The organism is Nocardia sp. NPDC006630 (assembly GCF_040611495.1).
Classification (GTDB): Bacteria; Actinomycetota; Actinomycetes; order Mycobacteriales; family Mycobacteriaceae; genus Nocardia.
Genome location: NZ_JBEXOK010000007.1, coordinates 89,522 through 107,730, shown reverse-complemented (window position 1 = coordinate 107,730; position 18,209 = coordinate 89,522). Strand labels below are relative to the sequence as shown.

Below are 18,209 nucleotides of genomic sequence, written 5' to 3'. Positions count from 1 at the left end.
GGTCAGCGTCGGGTAGCGACCACCGCCTGGCCGATCAACACCAGGTACAGGCTCAGGATGAACAGTACGGCGGGCACCACAGGGTATTCCGCATCGTCCGTACGCCGGAACCGCCATGCCCCCACTGCGGGAATCAGCAGCAGCGCCAGCGGAATCCAGCCGATCACCACCGCCGCGCCACCGAGGGTCCACGGCTGCACCACCGCGACCTCACACACCACCGCCACCACGGCGAACAGCATCGAGGCGGCGGCACTCCCGTTCGGGCCCAGCGCATTCGAATACAGGAGTTCACCGGGACGGTTGATCCTGGAGGTCTTGCGCGCGAACTCGAACTGCAGGAATGCGCCCGCGAAGACGACCGCCACCAGCGCCGTCCGCCACCGCCCGCCCACCTCACCGGTATCGATGGCCGAGAGCACCACATAGGCGGTCACCAGGAGCTGCACCGGATACGTCACCACGAGATTCAGCAGAATGTTCGTGCGCACCGCCTCCGACAGCCGCTCCAGCCCCCACAGCAGTAGCCCGTAACCGAGTACGCCGGCGATCATGAGTGCCGACCCGATCGACAACAGCAGACTCGCGGCGATCGACCCGAAGGCTATGGCCCCCATCGCCGTACGCAACTCGGCAGCGCTGACCGCCCCGGTGACCAGCGGCCGGTCCGGATTGTGCACGCGGTCGTACTCCAGATCCTTCTGCTCGTCGACCATGCGCAGATACAGCAGTACGACCGCCACGATCGCAATGCGCGCGACTGTCGCGCCGGTCGGGTGCCAGGGTGTATCCGGTCGCGATACCAGCGCGGCCGTACCCTCGAGCGCCAGCACCCACAGCACGCCGTAGAGCAGATAGTGCGGCTTGTACATCACCTTGGTGAACCGGCCGATCCGCCCGGCGGATACGAAAAAGGCCGGGCGGAAGGCGGTTTCGACAACTCCGGTCACGACAGCTGTTCCCGCGGCATCGGCTCGCCCCACCCGTCCCAGCCGGTGAGCTCGGCCGCGGGTGTGCGGCGGCGAGCCGGTGTGTCCGAGCCCGGCAGCAGATGCGCCACCGGTACCAGCGCCACCTGGGTGGCCTCCTCGAAGGGAATGCCGAGCACCTCGCCGACCTCCCGCTCGTAGGCCAGATGCGCGGTGGTCATGGTGGATCCGAGGCCGCGCTCGCGCAGGGCCAGCATGAAGTTCCAGACTGCGGGGTAGATGGACCCGTAGAAGCTGGCCAGCCGCAACGGCGTCGGCTCCGCGGGCGGGCGACCCAGCGCACAGACCAGGACCAGCGCGGGGACCTCGTGCAGATGCTCGGCCAGATAGCGGCCGGAAGCCAGGTCCGCCAGCTGATCCGGGCGCGGCGTGCGACCGGAGAGATTGGCGGCGAACCCCTTCCGATAGTGCTCCGCGACCCGCTGCTTGAGTTCCGCGTCCTGCACCACCACGAAGCGCCACGGCTGGCGATTGGTGCCGCTCGGCGCGTGCACCGCGATCTCCAGGCACTCCAGCAGATCCTGCCGCGACACCGGCCGGCTCAGATCCAGCCGCCGCCGGAAGGCGCGGGTGGTGGTCAGCAGATCGATACCCATCAGATCGCCTCCGCATCGGAATCTGTGGCGCTCCCGGCGAATTCGAGATCGATCCGCGAGGCCACCGCACCCTTCTGATGAATCTCGCACCGCACGACGGTGGTGTCGACGCCCGCGTCGGTGATCGTCGCGATGCATTCGGCGGGACGGTCGAGTTCCACGAAGTGGTTGAAAGTGCTTGTCACACTCACCAATCGGCGCAGTTCGGGCTGGATGGCGCCGAGCGCGACCTGCCGGCTCGCCTCGATGAGCAGATTGCCGGGCACATGATCGAGCTGATGGTCGAACAGAATCGGATGCGTGGTGTCGGCGACCAGTGCGGCACGGGTCACGCCATCGCTGGACTCGGGCGGTCCGATCACCACATTGCGCCAGTTCTCCCGGCCGACGAGCGCGGCGGGCGCACGCTCCCCGATATCGAGCGCACCCTCGAAAGCCCCGAGCCCCAGCTGTTTCCGGAAGCCACCGCGAATGGCGCCCCACTGCTGCGGGCTGACCCAGGAGAACGAGCCGTCGACCGTGGTCATCGGCACGCCGCCGCTGCTGATATCGAGCACCAGGTCCAGGCCCTGCAGATCATCACCGCGGTAGTGGGTGCGCAGCGCCCGCACCTGCATCTCCAGATCCGCGGGGGCCGTGCCGATATCCCAGGCCGTGGTATCGGCACCGGTGCCGTTGAAGGTGCGCACCAGGAAGGCGCGGTCGGTGGGCACGCCGTAGAACTCGTGGGTCACCGCGATGGACGCCTGCCGAGCAGCCTCCATCACCGCCACCAGATCGTGCCGCAGACCCAGCACACCGGCGTGATCGCCGTAATGGGCGTGCATACGCGGCAATTGCGCGCCGACGATGAAGGTATCGGGGGCGACGGCGTCCAGCGAGGTCACGAATACCTCAGACACGGAGTGCCGGTGCGCCAGGGTGCGGGGAATGGTGCGGACGTGCGTGGCCGTCACGGCTTGAATGTGCATCAGGGTCGACCTTCCAACCAATCTTTCGCGCCGATGGGCCGCAGTGTCTGCGACTGCGACCCGACGCGCATGGGAAATACGTAGGAACCGAGCACGATTGCCGACCAGGCATCCAACTCCCGGCCGGCGGCCATGGCCGCGGCCAGTCGCTCGGCGCACTCCGCATCGGATTCCGCTGCCACGGAACCGAGTTCGGCGTACAGCCGAGCGAAGGCGGCATCCCGATCGAAGCTGCGCTCGGGCACCCCGCTGTACAGCTCGCGCGCGAGTTCGGCCGCGGCGGCGGACCTGTCGATGCCGGTGACCGCCTGGGTGAGCACCTGTGCCCTGGACCGCTCGTCGAAGTAGATGGCGAGCTCGCGCAGCACATCGGCCGGATCATCGGGCGAGTGCACAAGATTCAGCAGATAGTTGTGCCGCCCCAGCACGTACCGCAGATCGCCCGGACGGCGTTTGCGGGGATCCGTCGCGCCCTTCGCCTCCGCGAGCCGGACCGGGACCGGGAGCTCGCCGTCGGCGCCGTGCACGACCAGCAGCAGCACATCGGAAATGCCCACCAGCAGATCGGCCAGGCGACGCCGCTCCGGCGAGGCGATATTCCACGCGAAGTACCACAGCGCACGGGCCAGATGCCGGTCCACCGCGACACGGTGGGCCGAGACCACCCGGAACCCATTGCCGGACAGCCATTCCAGCGTCGGCTCGACCGCCCGGGCGACAATGGCATCGGGCTTGAGCAGCAGCAGCGAGTGCTCCCGGGCGAAGGTGGCGGCATCGAGGCCGAGGCGCTCGAGCTGATCGACCGTCTCCAGTGCATAGGTGTCGCCCAGGTAGGCGTCGACCTTCGCCTCGGACGGCGTCAGCTCCGACAGCAGTTTGCGCACCGGATCGCCGGTCATACCGCACCGCCGATCGTGGTGCGCGCCAGCATGTCCTCGATCGACAGCAGCGGTGTGCCGAGGTAGCCCGATTCCAGGCAGTGATCCAGGAGCACGCGCAGGTACTCCTTGCCGGTGGGCGGCGAAGGCCTGCCGAGTACCTCGTCGGCGACCGTGGTCTCGAAGTGCAGGCGGCGCTTGAAATAGCTGGTGTAGAGGATGCCGATACGCAGGTAGTACTCACGCTCGATTGCCTCCAGATCCTCGGGCCGGAACGTCGTCTCCGGTACGAAGGTGGCCACCTCGAAGGACGGATACTCCGCGAGCACATCGGAGACCTCGCGCAGCGACAGGGTGTCCCGGCCCACCGCGTGCAGAGTGCGACCGGCCGCTGCCTCGAAATCGACTGCGGCGGCGGTGATCACCTCCGCGACATGATCGACCGGTGCGAGCGAGAGCGTCGCATCGTAGCGGCCGGGCAGGGTGCGCAGCTTGCCCTCGACCATGAGCTTGACGACGGTGTAGAGGTTCTTGTACTCGCGAATCACGCCGGTGACGACATCACCGGTGACGATCCCCGGCCGCACGATCGCCCAGCGCAGGCCCCGCTCCCCCGCCGTCCGCACCAGGTGCTCGGCACGAAACTTGCTCTCCTCGTAGCCATTTCCGAAGGACTGACCGGGGGCCGCCTCGCCCTCTTCGATGGCGCCGCTGCGCAGCCCGCACACATAGGCGGTGCTGACATGCACCAGCGGTACGCCCCACTCCAGTGCGAGTTCGACAGCGTGCGCGGTGCCGCGCACATTCAGCTCCTCGTAGGCCTCGGGCGTGGCATCGAAGGCGGTGGTCGCGGCCGAGTGCACGATCAAGCCCACCCGATCGGCGAGTTCGGCCGCATCCTCCACCGAGAACCCGAAGTGCGGGGCCCGGATATCGCCTGTCACCTGCCGCTCGGCCGCCACCGGGGTGCCGTCATTGCGCGTGATCACCGAATTGCTGTGCACCACAGCGGCAACCGGTCGCCCGGCCGCCGTCAGCCGGGCCACCACCTCGCCGCCGACCAGACCGCTCGCACCGGTCACCAGCACCAGGTCGCGGGTACTCATGCGGCCTCCGTCCGGGCCACCAGGTCGATGACCTGACCCACGCGCAAGACGCCCATCAGATCCTCCGGCCGGTACCTGGGCAATCCGAACGACCGCTCCAGCACCACGGTCAGCTCCATCAGCCGGAGCGAGTCGTAGCCGAGGTCCTCGATGAGGCGCTGGGTATCGGCGAGTTCGGCCGGCGGTTGCGGCGCCATGGCGGTGACAATGTCGCGGATGCGCGCGGCGACAGCGGGTTCGGCGGTCATGAGTGCTCGCTTTCGCGTAGATGCGGCTGGTGTCCACCGCTGGCCAGCAGGTCGCGGGTCTCGTCCAGGGGCAGATCGGTATTCAGATAGCCCGCTATGCGCAGCCAGTCGTAGCCGATGGCGAGGGTGCGCTGCCATTGCTCGCGGGAGTCGAACGAAGCCGGAAAACCGGTGGTGGAATCGGGTTCTCCGGCAATACGGCGCACCAGAGTGACGAAGTCGTCGAGTGTGGTCAGGCCTTCGAGCGGATCGCCCTGAGTGCGCAGGATCTCCGAGAAGCGCACTCGCCGAGCCGATTCCAGCTGGTCCAGCAGTTCCTCACGCTGTACCGCATGCGCGGGCAGGAGGCGACGCACCGTCTCGATCGGCGCGACGTCGGCGGGCAGGGGATGAATGCCGAAGGCGGACAGCACCACTCGCACGCTCATGGCGATGAGACGATGCGCCGCGATATCGGCGACCGCGCCCTGTGCGCCCTTGATCGCGCCCACCAGGTCTTCCCTGGCGTTCTCCAGTACCACGTTGGACCACACCAGATTCAGGCCGCATTCGGTGAATCTGGTCGCGGACAGCGGTACCAGCGTGGCGATCCCACCCTCGCGTGCCGCACCCGTCTGCCCCAGCGCGGGTGCCAGCGCACTCGGCACCGGTGTGCAGGGACGCAGCGGCTTGCACATGGCCAGGGCGGGTTCGAGGACATCCGCACCGCGCCACTGCAGGCCGACCAGGCCGAGATGAACGAATTCGGCCAGCGCGCCGCCGATCTCGTATGGCGAGCGGGCGAGTACATCACGCACCGAATGCCGGAAGACCACCGACCGCCAGGCGCGAGCGGCCTCGTCGGAGAGGACGAATACCTCTCGGTCACCGCGCAGCACGTGCAGGCGGCCACCGATGGACCAGGTCGTCACACCGGAGCTGCGCGCGAACAGGAGCTGATGCGGGTCATCGGCGATCTCCTCGACGCCGAGCGCGGAGGCCAGCGCCAGCAGCTCTTCCCAGCGGGACTGCTCCTGCGGGCCGGTCGCCGGCCAGGTTCCCGGATCGGCGATCGCGCGATACCGGTCCACCAGTTCGCCGGAGCCGATCCGATCGAGTTGTTCGGGCAGCCATTTGGTCTCGATATAGCTCTCGCCGTGGCGTGCCGCCCAGCCCTTCATGGCCTGCTGCAGGCCGTCGCACGCCCATTCGACCGCCTCGGCCTGTGATCCGAAGGCCCGCAACGCGATCGAGAAACGCAAGGCCTGCACCGCGCGTGCGGCCCACCAGGCCGCCGCCACCGCGGTGAAATCGGGGTGGGAAATCAGCGCGCGCAGCGCCGCGAGATCGACCGCCCCCTCCCGCAGCACCGTGCCGCGCAGGAACCGCTGGCAGCGATTGAGCAGATCCTCGCTCGGCTCCACCGCGACCTGCGTCAACTGCCGCCGCAGCTGCGCGACCGATCGTGTGCGCACCTCCACGCGGCGACCGTCGAGGAACAGCACCGTCGGCAGCGTCGGCAGCTCCTCCGCACCCGGTGCGACCACGAGGAAGTCGATATCGGAGCCCACATTGCCGAATCCCTCGGCGAGCGAGCCCTCGAACAGCACCGCCGCATCGTCCGGCACCGCGACGACATCGAGCGCCGATTCCAGCAGCTGCCGCAACCGGTGCTCGGGCAGGCCGGACTCGGCGGCAGGCGCGGCCTCGGCATCGTGCAGCACCGCACCGGCGAGCGCGCCGTCACGCAGCAGCTGCCACATGTGGCGGCGGCGCGGCTTTCCGCTCGAGGTACGGCGGATCAATCCGCGCGGGCCGGTGACGATGTGCACGGTCTGCGCGGGACCGAGGTGCCCGCGAATTATCTTGCGGGCCTCCGCGATCCATTCGCCCGCCGCGGTCTCGGCGAACAGCGCGATGCCCTGCTCCCCCGCGGTACTGATACCCACCGCGGCGAGCTTGCCCTTGGTCAGCCCCGTTTCCTGGGCGACGCGGGATTCGATGTCCTCCATGAAGACCGAGCGGCCGCGCACCTTGAGGCTGGAGCCCATGCGCCCGAGAACGAAAACCTGATCGCGGTAGCGGAATCCGGCGTCCCCGGAGTAGAGCTTGCCGTCGGTGATGTGGGTCGAGGAACCCGCGCCGGGTGCGCCGGAGTATCCCAGCGCTACCGACCCGCCGGTCACGACCATTTCACCGAGTACGCCGTCGGGTAGTTCACGGCCCTCGTCATCGACGACGGTGACCGTGGATTCGGGGGTCGAATATCCGAGCCCGGTGATCCAGCCCGCCCCGAAAACGCGGTGCGTATCGTCGAGCTGCGCCTCCTCCAGGATCGGAACCGGCTCTCCGAAGCGGAGATTCGGATTGTCGACGCGCAGCGCGGTGATCGGGCTGCGGGTGTGCGAGGAGGTCACCATGAGCGTGGCCTCCGCGAGGCCGTACGCCAGGGTGTACGACCCCATCGAAAACCCGCGCGGCCCGGTGAGATTCGCGAAGGACTGCAGATCCGACACCTCGACCGGTTCGGAGCCGATGGCCAGCGTGCGCCAGCCGGACAGGTCCAGATCGGCGATCTCCTCCGGCCGGACACGGTGCGCCACATACCCGAGCGCGAAGGACGGCGACGGCGAGTGCTGCGCATGCGCCATGGCCCGCAGCCAGCGTGCGGGATCACGCACGAACTGATCGGGGCGCATGAGGTAGAGATCGCCCTGATTGGTCACCGTGGTGAGGAAGGCGCCCACCAAACCCATATCGTGATAGAGCGGCAGCCACGACACCAAGGCCTCACCGGGCCGCCAATCGATCAGCCGGGAGATCATCGCGATATTGTTCGCCAGGTTGCGCCAGCTCACCCGGACGCCGCGGGGCGTTCCGGTGGAGCCGGAGGTGAACTGCAGCAGCGAAACCTCCGCCGGGACACCGAATTCCCGAGCGCCGGAGGCCGGTTCGAGCTGCTTCGGGTCGATCACCAGCGGCTCGTCGGCACGGCCGGCTTCGATCGCCGCACGCCGCACGAACTGCTCGAATTCCGGCGAGGTCACCACCAGCCGCGGTGTGGCCTGCCGCAGAATGCCCGCGATATGGGCGACGATCTCGTCCAGATCGCCGAACATGGGCGGCGCGACCGGCGTGAAGACGCCACCGCATGCCCACACGGCGTAAAAGGCCGCCACACAGGGGAATCCGGTCGGCATGATGACGCAGGCGCCGTCACCGCTGCCGAGACCGTGCGCACGCATGAGCGCGGCGATGGACCAGGTCTGGTCGGCCAGTTCGCGATAACTGCGGAACTCCCAGCCGTCGGCCTCGTCGGCCAGGTGGATTCCGGTCGACTCCGACGGGCTCGCGAGCCAATCCCGGACCGCCGCAATATCTTCAGAGAGTTTCATCAGGCTGATCTCCTTCGGACAGCACGGTGACCGTGCCGTTGATGCCGTCGACGCGAATTCGCATACCGGTCCGCAGACGCGTGGCGGCATCCTTGACCTGAACCACGGTGGGCACGCCCAATTCCCGCGCCACAATGGCCACATGGGTCAGCGGGCTGCCCCGCTCGATCACCAGTGCCGTCGCGGACGGCAGTGCGGCCACCCACCCGGGATCGGTGCGGTAGGCGACCAGAATGCCGCCCGCCACATCGCGGGGCTCGTCCACCACCACGGCCGGTCCTTCGACAATGCCTGCGGCCGAAGGTGTTCCGGTCAGCACCGTGCCCACGGTGGCCGCTGCGGTCGTGGTGAGCGGCACCCAGCCCTGTTCGGCCAGCTCCGCACGCCCCAGCGCCGGGCCGAGAGTCCGGAATCTCGCGGGGGCGACCAGTGTGGAATCCTTCGCCCGCAGCACCTTCCGCGCGGCGACCAGGGCGCGCAGCGTCGTGGTGTCCTCGCCCTCGTAGCAGCCGCGCATTTCGCTGTTGGTCAGGTAGAACACGTCGGCGAACTCGTCGAGCACACCACGCGCCACCAGATCCCGGCCCATCACCCGGATCATGCGCTTGACCATGCCGAAGGCGCGGGTGCGGCAGAAGCGCAGCCGCTCGCGGTGCGCGGCGCAGCGAGAGGCCTTGGCGCGCAGACGTTCATAGATCCGCCGCCGCGGACCGCGCAGGTTCGCGTCGAGATAGGCGTCCGCCTCGGCGGACCGGCTCGCGGTGGCGGCATCGCCGACCCGGCCCGAGGCACTGCGCAGCATGACGAACAGGCCGGCCGGATCCTCGCGCAGGTCGGGGGTTTCCAGCTTGAGCTCGTCCAGGCTGCGATAGCCGTACAGATTGATGTACTCGTTCACCCGCGACAGGAACTCCGTGCGATCGGAATTCTGCAGTTCGGCGTAGATCTGTTCCGGTGCACTGGAATTGATCAGCGTCGTCAACTCCGGATCGGCGCGGACGAGCTGTGCCAGCGCCGTCATGGCGCGCGCGGGATCAGCGGATTCGACATCGGCGCCCGGACCCACCACCGCATACAGGAACCATTCCGGCGCCTTGGGCAGGAAGAGTTTGGTGAGCAGGAACATGGCCCCGGTGAGGGTCAGCAGGATGGCGTCGAGCACCATCAGCGGGCCCCAGCGCTCGACCAGGTCCCGATCCACCGTGCGGTAGGCCGCGTAGGCCTGCTCGCCGGTCAGCTCGGTGTAGTCCAGGGCGTCGTATTCGTCGTAGACCCGATAGAACTCGGTGACGAACTGCTCGACCATGGCATCGATCCCGCGCAGCCGCCGCACGTAGATCGCCGTGGTGATGGCGCGCGAGCGCAATAGGGCGGTGCGACTGCGGAATACGAACGGCCGCAGGGTCTTCGCGATATCGTCGGCCAGGGGTTCGTCCACACCGAGTGCGGCCTCGAGCACCTTGCGATTGAGCGGATACCCCGGCGCGATGCCGACCATGCGATACCAGTGCAACAGGTTGTAGTACACGCGACTGTGAAAGCTGCCCAGCAGCACCGAGGTCCACGCGTCGGTCTGCCGCAGCTGTTCGTCCGGGACGCCCAGCGAGGCCGCATAACCGCGATACACCCGGCCGTAGATATCGGCGGCCGTGGTGTAGGTGAGCGGCGAGGTGACGCCGCTGAAGCTCTCGATAATATTGGAGTTGTCCCAGATTCGCAGCTCACCGGCCGGAATCTCCTCCCCCGCACCGCGCAGCTCCACGGTCCGCCCGAGCGGTGCCGCCGCGCCGAGGGTGGTGATCGGCCGGGACTGCAATACCCATATGCCGATATCGTCGATAGCCCACTCGATGTCCTGCGGTGCACCGCAGTGTGATTCGAGTTTGCGGCCGATCTCGGTCAGCTCGGCGAGCTCGGCATCGGTGAGCACTGCCCGCCCGCGTGCCTCCGCCTCGACCTCGCGCACCTGCCAGCCCTGCTCGCCCGCGGGGTCGTAGCGAGAATCCTTATCGCCCAGCACAACCTCCAGCACCGCGCCGCTGACCTTGTCGACGATCACCGAATCCGCGTCGACCGCACCGGAAACCAGGCCCTCCCCGAGCCCGTACACGGCGCTGATCACGGCCTCGTCGCGCGCTCCGGTCGCCGGATTCGCGGTGAACACCACACCGCTGGCCCGCGCCGCCACCAACCGCTGCAGCAGCACCGCCGGCGCGGCGGCGCGGGGCAGCTCGCGCGCGAAGGCGTAGCGGACGGCCCGCTCGGAGAATGCCGAGGCCCAGCAGTCGCGCACCCGTTCGACGATCGCCGGTACGCCCCGGACATTGAGATACGTATCGAACTGTCCCGCATAGGAATTACCCGCGCCGTCCTCGGCGAGCATCGAGGAGCGCACCGCGATCGGGCCGTCGCCCAGTCGCTCACACGCGGTCACGATCAGCTCCCGCACCACCTGCGGCACCGGTGCGGCCACCAGCTCGGCACGCAGCTCCCCGGCGCGCACCACCGCCTGCTCCACCTCGGATATCTCGGCGAATTCCGCTACCGCCGTGGACAATCCACCTTCACCGAGAAACCCGTCGTACACATCCCGGCCGAGCACCACCCACTCCGGCACCCGCACACCACTGCTCTGCACCCCGTACAACCCGCGCGCCTTTCCACCCGCGAGCTCATCGATCACCACCGAATCGGACCACGGACCAAGCACCTGCACTAGAGCTCTCCCATCACCCCCGACCGGAGCCGCAGTGTCGGCACACAGCCCGGCGGGGAGCCGAACAAGATCGAAGGACTCTCTTTGAATAGTGCATGTTTCAAATGTGCGCCAGCCCACAATTCCTGGGTGTTTGCATCAGGCGGAAACTGAATGCCACACCGCCTCTGACCTTTGCCGATGTAGACGGCCTCAACCCACTTCCGTCCCAGACAATTTCCGTGATTCGAGAATTCGGCGCGCACGGCAAACCACCCCTGTTCACCAGGCTGCGGCTGGGCATGCCGGACGTCACGACACCGTTCTACGGCCGCGCAGACCGCACCCTGATACGCACTGGAAACTCGGCGAAATGGTCACGCTGCGTGGACGAGTCGAGCCCACCCCGCTCGCGCGACCACGACTGCGCCGGCCGCGAATCTCATTTGACGGTGGCGCGGGCTCCGGCGGTCTCCAGTTTGAAACGCGCGGTTTCGGCGGCGTCTCGGCTGAGGCCCTCGAGGACCTGTTTGGGCGCGGACTCGACCAGATCCTTCGCCTCCTTCAGGCCCAGGCCGGGGATGATCTCCCGAATGGCCTTGATGACCTGAATCTTCTTGTCCCCGAAGGATTCCAAGATCACATCGAATTCGGTTTGCTCATCGGCGACCTCGTCCACGGGAGCGGACGTGTCCGCCGCGACCGCCACCGGCGCGGCGGCGGTGACGCCGAACTGTTCTTCGAATGCCTTGACGAACCCCGAAAGCTCCAGCAGCGTCATGCCTTTGAAGACGTCCAGCAACTCGTCGACGGTCATCTTGGCCATGATGCACCCCTTATAACGCTGACCAGGCGGTACATCCATCATATGCGCGTTCGGCGGGTGGCAGCCGCGCGCGCAGGCCTCAGTTCTGCGGCGAAATCAAGGTCGTCAGATACTCGCGCTCGGCGGCGTCCAGTGGCCGGGGAGCACTGTCCGACACGGCCACCAAGGTGGAAGTCGCTGTGAGATACAGGGATTCGGCGTCCCGTATCTCGTGCACCAGGGTGAAGGAGCTGTTCCCGATGCGCTCCACCGCCGTGGTCACGGTGACCGGATCGGTGCGAAAGGTCAGCGGGGTGCGGTAACTGAGCCGCTGGCCCGCCACCACCACGCGCCACGGCCCCGCCACCGCTTCGTGCCTGGCGAGCAGATCGGACCGGGCCTCGTCCAGGTATTGCGCGAACACCACATTGTTGAGGTGCTGAAAGGCATCCATATCGGTACGGCGCAGCTGGATGGCGTAGGTGTGCATCAGGCACTCAGCTCCTCGAGCATATGGCGTTCGCTGTCCTGCAGCGGCCGCGAGCGCTGCGCGTCCCGATCGAAGGCGACCATGGTGCAGGTGGCGGTCGAATAGAGCGCGTCCTCGTCCCGGATCTCCTGCACCAGCGTGAAGGAGGAGGTGCCCACCTTGCTCACCCAGGTCTCCACCCGCACCGGCTGGGCCCGGTACCGCAGCGGCGTCAGATAGTCGATATCCATCTGCGCGACCACGCTCGCCCCGCGGAATCCGCGCGAGCGGAACAGGTCGATCCGGGTTTCCTCCAGGTAGCGGAGGTGGACGGCATTGTGCACATGGCCGTCCGCGTCCATATCGGACCAGCGCAGCGGGCAGAGGAACAGGTGTCGGGCCACCCGGCATTTCTATCAAGCCGCCCCGCGGCGGCTCGGACCGGGCGGTCTCGAAATGGCTCGAATTGCAAGAGTCGTGTCATTGACGCCATCGGACGGGAGCCGCAGGCTGTAGGCATGCGGGTGGTGCTGATGGTCGTCTACGACGGATTCCAGCTGCTGGATCTGGCCGGGCCCGCCGATGTGTTCACCGCTGCCGCGGCCCTGGGGGCGACGCCGGGATATCGGGTGGAGGTCGCGGCGACACGAGCCGGGCCGGTGCGCACCTCCAGCGGGGTGGTGGTGACCGCCGAGCACACACTCGCAGACTGGCACGAACCGGTGAACACCCTGCTCGTCGCGGGCGGGCTGACCGTCTGGACCGCGAGCGCGGACCTCGAACTGGTGGCGGGAATCCGGCGGGCGGCAACCTACGCCGAGCGGGTCGGATCGGTCTGCACGGGCACCTTCCTGCTCGCGCATGCGGGACTGCTCGACGGTCGCCGGGCGACCACGCACTGGTCCGGGGGAGAACTGCTGGCGGAGCAGTTTCCGTCGGTGACAACGGAACCCGATCGGATCTATGTCCGCGACGGGCCTGTGTGGACATCTGCCGGGGTGACCGCCGGGATCGATCTCGCCCTCGCCATCGTGGCCGCCGACCACGGGCCCGATCTGGCGCGTGAGGTCGCGCGCTGGCTGGTCGTCTATCTGCACCGGCCCGGCGGGCAGAGTCAATTCAGCGCACCGCTCGCCGCGAATCCGCCGAAGCGGAATTCGCTTCGCACCCTGCAGGTCTGGATGGAGGACCATCTCAGCGCCGATCTGTCCCTCGCGGGGCTGGCCGAGCAGGTCGGAATGAGCACCCGGCATTTCTCCCGGGTCTTCGTGAGCGAGACCGGAACCACCCCGGCCCGCTATGTCGAACAGGTGCGCATCGGTGCGGCACGGCGACTGCTCGAAACCACCGATCAACCCATGGATCGGGTCGCCGCCGCCGTCGGACTGGGCAGTCCGGAGACCCTCTACCGAATCTTTCACCGCCACTTGGGCATACCGCCCGGCGAATATCGCGCACGCTTCACCCGCTTCTGAAAGAAAGAGTGCCCCATGACCTTCCAAATCGCCATCGTGCTGTACCCCGGCATGACAGTCCTGGACGCGATCGGACCCTATGAGGTGCTGCGCTCGCTGCCCGGCAGCGAATTGCGGTTCGTCTCCAATGAAGTCGGGCCGATCGTGTCCGACAGCGGCGTACTGGTCCTGGGCGCGACGCACACCTTCGCGGAGACGCCTGCACCCGACCTGGTGCTGGTGGGCGGCTCGGGGACCGCGACGACCGAGGCCATGGCCAATCGGGAGCTCATCGATTGGCTGCGCAGCGTGCATCCGAAAACGCAGTGGACCACCTCGGTGTGCACCGGTTCGATGATCTTGGCGGCGGCGGACATCCTGCGGGGCCACCCGGCTACCTCGCACTGGTCGGCGCAGCCGATGCTGGCCGCCTTCGGCGCGGAATCGCGACCGCACGAGCGGATCGTGCGCAGCGGCAAGATCGTCACCGCCGCAGGCGTTTCCGCCGGCATCGATTTGGGACTGTGGCTGGTCGGCGAGATCGCCGGGACCGAAGCCGCGCAGATGGTGCAGCTGGGCATCGAATACGACCCGCAGCCGCCGTTCGACACCGGCCATCCGGACAAGGCCTCCGCCGAGCTGCTGCGCAAGACCCGTCTGGCGATGACCAAAATCGCTGCCAGGCCGCGAATCCCACTCGACGTCGCCACTGTCTTCTGGAATCTCACGCTCAATCGCGTGCGCGAACGCGGGTTCGCGCGGCGCTGAATTGCCCTAGCGCCGAGCTGAATTGCCGTAGCGTCGAGGTGTGAGCGAACTGCTCGATGCCTGGTTCTTCGCCGATCCGCACCGGTTCTACCGCCGCTGGCGGGAGCAGGGGCCGGTGCGTCGCGTCGATTTCGGTGACGGCCTCGACCGCTGGCTGATTCTCGGATACGACGAGGGCCGGGCGGCGCTGGCCGATCCGCGACTGTGCAAGGACATCAGCCGGTTCGATACCGTGCTGGCGCGCAAACGCCCTGGGGCACGGCGCAATCCGCGGCCAGACACGGTGCTGCGGCATATGCTCAATGCCGATCCGCCGGACCATACGCGGTTGCGCAAGGCGGTCGGCAAGGCATTCACGCCGCGGCGGGTGGCGCGGTTGCAGCCGATCATCGAGCAGACCGCGAACGAACTGCTCGATGAGATGGCCGGGCACGATCAGGTCGATCTGCTGGAGGCCTTCGCGGTCCCGCTCCCGGTCACGGTGATCAGCCACCTGCTGGATGTGTCCATCCAGGACCGCGACACCTTCCGTGCCTGGAGCCGGACGCTCGTCGGAACGCCCGATCGCGGCAGCGACCCGGCCCGGGCCTACAGCGAGATCAGCGACTTCCTGCGAAATATGCTGCAGGACAAGCGCGCACATCCCGGCGATGATCTGCTGTCGACCCTGATCACCGATGAAGATGCGCAGCTGAGCGAGCCGGAGATCGTGGGAATGGCCCTGCTGCTCCTGGTCGCCGGCCACGAAACCACGGTGAACCTGATCGGCAACGGCACTCTCGCCCTGCTGCACAATCACTCCTGGCTGGAGCGGCTGCGCGCCGATCCGGAGCTGATTCCCGGCGCGATCGAGGAATTCCTGCGCTTCAACGGCCCGGTCGATATGGCGACGCCCCGCTTCACCGTCGAGCCGATCACGGTGGGCGACACCGTCATTCCGGCCGGAGAGATCGTCTACATCGGCCTGGCCGCCGGCAATCGCGACCCCCGCCACTACCCCGACCCGGACGATCTGGACCCCACCGCCGACCGCGCGGGCCACCTCGCTTTCGGCCACGGCATCCACTTCTGCGTCGGCGCTCCCCTGGCCCGCCTGGAGGGCAGGATCGCCTTCACCACTCTGCTCCAGCGCTTCCAGCATCTCAGCCTGGCCGTCGAGGACTCCCGTCTGCGCTGGTATGCGAATCCGGTGATCCACGGGCTCACCGCTTTGCCGGTCCGGTTACAGCCTTAGCGCGCTCATTGCCGGGTGAGGATCGTTGCGGGCGAACCTGATTCGCTGATCGGTTGCGATCAGAAACGCCACCGGAACCTGTCGGTGGGGCGACTTACGCTGGATCGGCACGTTTTGCATTGCCTATCAGCGTAAAGAGTTGATCTTCATGGCTGTATTTGCGATTTACGGGGCCACGGGCCATACCGGCCGCTTGGTCACCGCCGAACTCCTCGCTCGCGGAAAGGATGTCATCGTGTCCGGGCGGGATCCGGACGCACTTGCCGGATTGGGCCCGGCCCGGGTGATGGCCGCGCCACTCGATGATCCCGGGGCGCTCCGAGCACTCGCCGAGGCCGCCGATGTGCTCATTCACTGCGCGGGGCCCTTCGCCACCACCGGTTTGCCGGTCGCCACCGCCGCGGTCGACGGCGGTTGTCACTACATCGATCACTCCGTCGAAGTGCACTATGTGAAGCAGCTTTTCGACACCTTCCCCGAGCGAGCACAGCACGCCGGAATCACCATGCTGCCCGGCGTGAGTTTCTACGGCGGGCTGGGTGATCTGCTGGCGGGCGCGGTCGCGCGGAATATGTCCGATATCGACCGCGTCACCGTGGCCTACGCGGTGCACAACTGGAAGATGACGCACGGGGCGGTGGAAACAGCCCGGCTGCTGTTCGCCGATACCGACCGCATCGGATTCGAGGACGGCGCACCGCGGTTCGGATTCGTGGAACCGCGCAATGCGATCTTCGCCTTCCCGCCGCCGGTCGGGCCGCGCGCCATGATCGCCCCGGTGCCGTTCCCGGAGGCGGTCACCGTGCCCCGGCATGTGCGCACCCGGGCGGTGGAGGCGCAGCTCACCGCCCGCACCTTCGAGGAGGAGCAGGCCTTCAGCAGTGAAAACGTCGCCGCCGACGAACGGGCCGCCAGTGAATTCACCATTACCGCACAGGTTCTCGGGGCGCACGGTGCGGCGGCCGGAAATCTGCGCGGGCGCGATCTGTGGCTGGCCGCCGCACTGACCTCGGCCGAGGCCGCGGTCCGGCTCACGGAGGGCGCGGCCAAGAGCGGAGTGGCAAGTCCCGGTGAGGCTTTCGACTCGACGGAATTCCTGACCACCCTCGCCGACCGCGGTGTGTTCACCCTCGAACTACCGGAACAGCGGTGAGCGGCATGGGTACGGAACCGATCCTCGTCACCGGGGCCTCCGGTGGCAGTCAGGGCGGCACCGGCCGGACCGTCGCCGAAGCGCTGCTGCGGGCGGGCCTTCCGGTGCGTGCGTTCGTGCACCGCGACGACGGCCGTGTCGCCGGGCTGAAGGATCTCGGTGCGGAGATCGTCGTGGGTGATCTCCGCGAGATCACCTCGGTCCTGCCGGCGCTGGAGGGCGTGCGGCGCGCCTACTTCACCTATCCGGTCACCGCCGGAATGCTCGATGCCACAGCCGTTTTCGCGGCTGCGGCCCGGGCGAACGAGGTGGAAAGGGTGGTCGCGGTCTCCCAGCTCGGCTCGGCACACAATGCGGGCACCCCGCATATGCGCCGGCACTGGGTGGCCGAGCAGGTGCTCGATCGTGCGGAGATCGGCGCTGTGCATCTGCGCGCCGCGGTCTTCTTCGAGAACCTGCGCGTGGCCATCGGCGATCGCGGCGAACTGGCGCTGCCGCTCGGCTCCGCCGATACCGTGCTGCCGCTGATCGCGGCCGACGATGTCGCCGACGTGGCCGCCGGAGTACTGCGCACGGCGGACCCGGTGGATCCGGTGCTGTGGCTGGCCGGTGAAATCCGCACCTCCGGTGCGGCGGCAGCAGCCCTCGGCGTCCCGTACGTCGACGCCGACCCCGAGCGGTGGGCCGAATCCGCTCGGTCGATCTATCGGGACGAGGTCACCGTCGAACACCTCACCCAGCTCTGGACCATGTTCGCCGCCATCGGCTCCGGCCACGAACTGTTCCAGGTCACCGAATCCATCGAGAGGTACGCCGGTCATCCCCCACGCACCCTGGGCGCAACCGAACGGTAGCCATTGTCGTGGCCGCCCGCACCGCCCCGGTTTGCTACACGATCGCCGCACGGCACGCCGAGCTTTCCACTCCTGCCCGGGGTGGCCGCACAGTCGTGGCAGTCTTCCCCAAGCTCGCGCGACAGCGGGCAGCGACAGACCTGGGAGGGTTCATATGGCGAAGATCGGTAGGCGGAAGCGGTCACGAATGACCACGCAGGCGTTTCTGTCCGGTGCGGGCACCCGACCGGCGGAGGCGCCGGTGAAGAAGAAGGCCGAAGCGCGCGCGGCCAAATCGGCCGAGGTGAGCGCTGCCAAGCCCGCCGCGGCGAGCGCGCCGAAGGCGGCCCCCGCCGCAAAGCCGGTCCCCGCGAGTGCGGCGGGTGCGCCGGATATCAAGGCGCTGGCCGACAAGGTGAAGGAGCGCCGCCGCGAAAAGAGCTGGACCCAGGGCGATGTCGCCAAGCAGGGCGGACCGGCCGCCGGTACGGTCAGCCAGATCGAGCGCTGCCTGATCGAGGAGCCCACGGCGGAGACGCTGACCAAGCTCGACGCGGGACTGGAATGGCCGGCCAATACCGCCGAGGCCATCCTGCGCGGGAACCTGGTCGGCGCGTAGGTCCGCTGCCGTCGGCG

At 67.8% G+C, this 18,209-nt stretch carries 17 protein-coding genes; 6 read left to right on the top strand and 11 right to left on the bottom strand.

The window, feature by feature from the left end; translation table 11 throughout:
• Window positions 1-2 precede the first annotated feature (2 nt).
• From ABZX86_RS21735 to ABZX86_RS21685, 11 genes are all read right to left on the bottom strand, one after another.
• A complete protein-coding gene (locus ABZX86_RS21735; RefSeq protein ID WP_355126071.1) occupies window positions 3-950 on the bottom strand; it encodes a hypothetical protein in 948 nt (315 codons plus the stop codon).
• Window positions 947-1,585, bottom strand: coding sequence for a nitroreductase family protein (locus tag ABZX86_RS21730; RefSeq protein ID WP_355126069.1), 639 nt, complete (start codon window positions 1,583-1,585; stop codon window positions 947-949). The genes ABZX86_RS21735 and ABZX86_RS21730 overlap by 4 nt, the downstream gene beginning before the upstream one ends.
• Entirely contained in the window at window positions 1,585-2,556 is a 972-nt protein-coding gene (locus ABZX86_RS21725; protein WP_355126067.1) for a ScbA/BarX family gamma-butyrolactone biosynthesis protein, read from the bottom strand. The genes ABZX86_RS21730 and ABZX86_RS21725 overlap by 1 nt, the downstream gene beginning before the upstream one ends.
• Window positions 2,556-3,455: a nucleoside-diphosphate kinase gene (locus ABZX86_RS21720; protein WP_355126065.1), complete on the bottom strand. Its 900-nt coding sequence runs from the start codon at window positions 3,453-3,455 to the stop codon at window positions 2,556-2,558. Before ABZX86_RS21720 ends, ABZX86_RS21725 begins: the two co-directional genes overlap by 1 nt.
• Window positions 3,452-4,540, bottom strand: coding sequence for an SDR family oxidoreductase (locus tag ABZX86_RS21715; protein ID WP_355126063.1), 1,089 nt, complete (start codon window positions 4,538-4,540; stop codon window positions 3,452-3,454). Before ABZX86_RS21715 ends, ABZX86_RS21720 begins: the two co-directional genes overlap by 4 nt.
• Complete coding sequence (locus tag ABZX86_RS21710) at window positions 4,537-4,788, bottom strand: acyl carrier protein (RefSeq protein ID WP_355126061.1); 252 nt, start codon at window positions 4,786-4,788, stop codon at window positions 4,537-4,539. The genes ABZX86_RS21715 and ABZX86_RS21710 overlap by 4 nt, the downstream gene beginning before the upstream one ends.
• The gene (locus ABZX86_RS21705) at window positions 4,785-8,162 is read right to left on the bottom strand and encodes an AMP-binding protein (protein ID WP_355126059.1); all 3,378 of its coding nucleotides are present in this window, start codon (window positions 8,160-8,162) and stop codon (window positions 4,785-4,787) included. Before ABZX86_RS21705 ends, ABZX86_RS21710 begins: the two co-directional genes overlap by 4 nt.
• The gene (locus ABZX86_RS21700) at window positions 8,149-10,878 is read right to left on the bottom strand and encodes a phosphoenolpyruvate synthase (protein ID WP_355126058.1); all 2,730 of its coding nucleotides are present in this window, start codon (window positions 10,876-10,878) and stop codon (window positions 8,149-8,151) included. Before ABZX86_RS21700 ends, ABZX86_RS21705 begins: the two co-directional genes overlap by 14 nt.
• A gap of 421 nt (window positions 10,879-11,299) precedes the next feature.
• A complete protein-coding gene (gene rplL / locus ABZX86_RS21695) occupies window positions 11,300-11,683 on the bottom strand; it encodes a 50S ribosomal protein L7/L12 (RefSeq protein WP_355126056.1) in 384 nt (127 codons plus the stop codon).
• Between the two features lie 79 nt (window positions 11,684-11,762).
• The gene (locus ABZX86_RS21690) at window positions 11,763-12,152 is read right to left on the bottom strand and encodes a thioesterase family protein (RefSeq protein WP_355126054.1); all 390 of its coding nucleotides are present in this window, start codon (window positions 12,150-12,152) and stop codon (window positions 11,763-11,765) included.
• On the bottom strand, window positions 12,152-12,535 hold the full coding sequence (locus tag ABZX86_RS21685) for a thioesterase family protein (RefSeq protein ID WP_355126052.1): 384 nt from the start codon (window positions 12,533-12,535) through the stop codon (window positions 12,152-12,154). Before ABZX86_RS21685 ends, ABZX86_RS21690 begins: the two co-directional genes overlap by 1 nt.
• A gap of 114 nt (window positions 12,536-12,649) precedes the next feature.
• Here ABZX86_RS21685 and ABZX86_RS21680 point away from each other — a divergent pair, with 114 nt between their 5' ends.
• From ABZX86_RS21680 to ABZX86_RS21655, 6 genes are all read left to right on the top strand, one after another.
• Entirely contained in the window at window positions 12,650-13,606 is a 957-nt protein-coding gene (locus ABZX86_RS21680) for a GlxA family transcriptional regulator (protein ID WP_355126050.1), read from the top strand.
• Window positions 13,607-13,621: 15 nt separating this feature from the next.
• Window positions 13,622-14,353, top strand: a complete 732-nt coding sequence (locus ABZX86_RS21675) for a DJ-1/PfpI family protein (RefSeq protein WP_355126048.1) — start codon at window positions 13,622-13,624, stop codon at window positions 14,351-14,353.
• A gap of 40 nt (window positions 14,354-14,393) precedes the next feature.
• A complete protein-coding gene (locus ABZX86_RS21670; protein WP_355126046.1) occupies window positions 14,394-15,587 on the top strand; it encodes a cytochrome P450 in 1,194 nt (397 codons plus the stop codon).
• Between the two features lie 148 nt (window positions 15,588-15,735).
• Entirely contained in the window at window positions 15,736-16,740 is a 1,005-nt protein-coding gene (locus ABZX86_RS21665) for a saccharopine dehydrogenase NADP-binding domain-containing protein (RefSeq protein ID WP_355126044.1), read from the top strand.
• A gap of 5 nt (window positions 16,741-16,745) precedes the next feature.
• Window positions 16,746-17,594 (top strand): NAD(P)H-binding protein, encoded by an 849-nt coding sequence (locus ABZX86_RS21660; RefSeq protein ID WP_355126042.1) that lies wholly within the window; start codon window positions 16,746-16,748, stop codon window positions 17,592-17,594.
• Between the two features lie 187 nt (window positions 17,595-17,781).
• On the top strand, window positions 17,782-18,192 hold the full coding sequence (locus tag ABZX86_RS21655; protein WP_355126040.1) for a helix-turn-helix domain-containing protein: 411 nt from the start codon (window positions 17,782-17,784) through the stop codon (window positions 18,190-18,192).
• Window positions 18,193-18,209: the final 17 nt, after the last annotated feature.

What these genes read in the sequence shown, in the direction of transcription:
- ABZX86_RS21675 (WP_355126048.1), top strand. Translation starts at nt 13,622, where the DNA reads ATGACCTTCCAAATCGCCATCGTGCTGTACCCCGGCATGACAGTCCTG.
- ABZX86_RS21715 (WP_355126063.1), bottom strand. Translation starts at nt 4,540, where the DNA reads ATGAGTACCCGCGACCTGGTGCTGGTGACCGGTGCGAGCGGTCTGGTC.
- ABZX86_RS21660 (WP_355126042.1), top strand. Translation starts at nt 16,746, where the DNA reads ATGGGTACGGAACCGATCCTCGTCACCGGGGCCTCCGGTGGCAGTCAG.
- ABZX86_RS21710 (WP_355126061.1), bottom strand. Translation starts at nt 4,788, where the DNA reads ATGACCGCCGAACCCGCTGTCGCCGCGCGCATCCGCGACATTGTCACC.
- rplL (WP_355126056.1), bottom strand. Translation starts at nt 11,683, where the DNA reads ATGGCCAAGATGACCGTCGACGAGTTGCTGGACGTCTTCAAAGGCATG.
- ABZX86_RS21665 (WP_355126044.1), top strand. Translation starts at nt 15,736, where the DNA reads ATGGCTGTATTTGCGATTTACGGGGCCACGGGCCATACCGGCCGCTTG.
- ABZX86_RS21730 (WP_355126069.1), bottom strand. Translation starts at nt 1,585, where the DNA reads ATGGGTATCGATCTGCTGACCACCACCCGCGCCTTCCGGCGGCGGCTG.
- ABZX86_RS21725 (WP_355126067.1), bottom strand. Translation starts at nt 2,556, where the DNA reads ATGCACATTCAAGCCGTGACGGCCACGCACGTCCGCACCATTCCCCGC.
- ABZX86_RS21655 (WP_355126040.1), top strand. Translation starts at nt 17,782, where the DNA reads ATGACCACGCAGGCGTTTCTGTCCGGTGCGGGCACCCGACCGGCGGAG.
- ABZX86_RS21680 (WP_355126050.1), top strand. Translation starts at nt 12,650, where the DNA reads ATGCGGGTGGTGCTGATGGTCGTCTACGACGGATTCCAGCTGCTGGAT.
- ABZX86_RS21690 (WP_355126054.1), bottom strand. Translation starts at nt 12,152, where the DNA reads ATGCACACCTACGCCATCCAGCTGCGCCGTACCGATATGGATGCCTTT.
- ABZX86_RS21705 (WP_355126059.1), bottom strand. Translation starts at nt 8,162, where the DNA reads ATGAAACTCTCTGAAGATATTGCGGCGGTCCGGGATTGGCTCGCGAGC.
- ABZX86_RS21720 (WP_355126065.1), bottom strand. Translation starts at nt 3,455, where the DNA reads ATGACCGGCGATCCGGTGCGCAAACTGCTGTCGGAGCTGACGCCGTCC.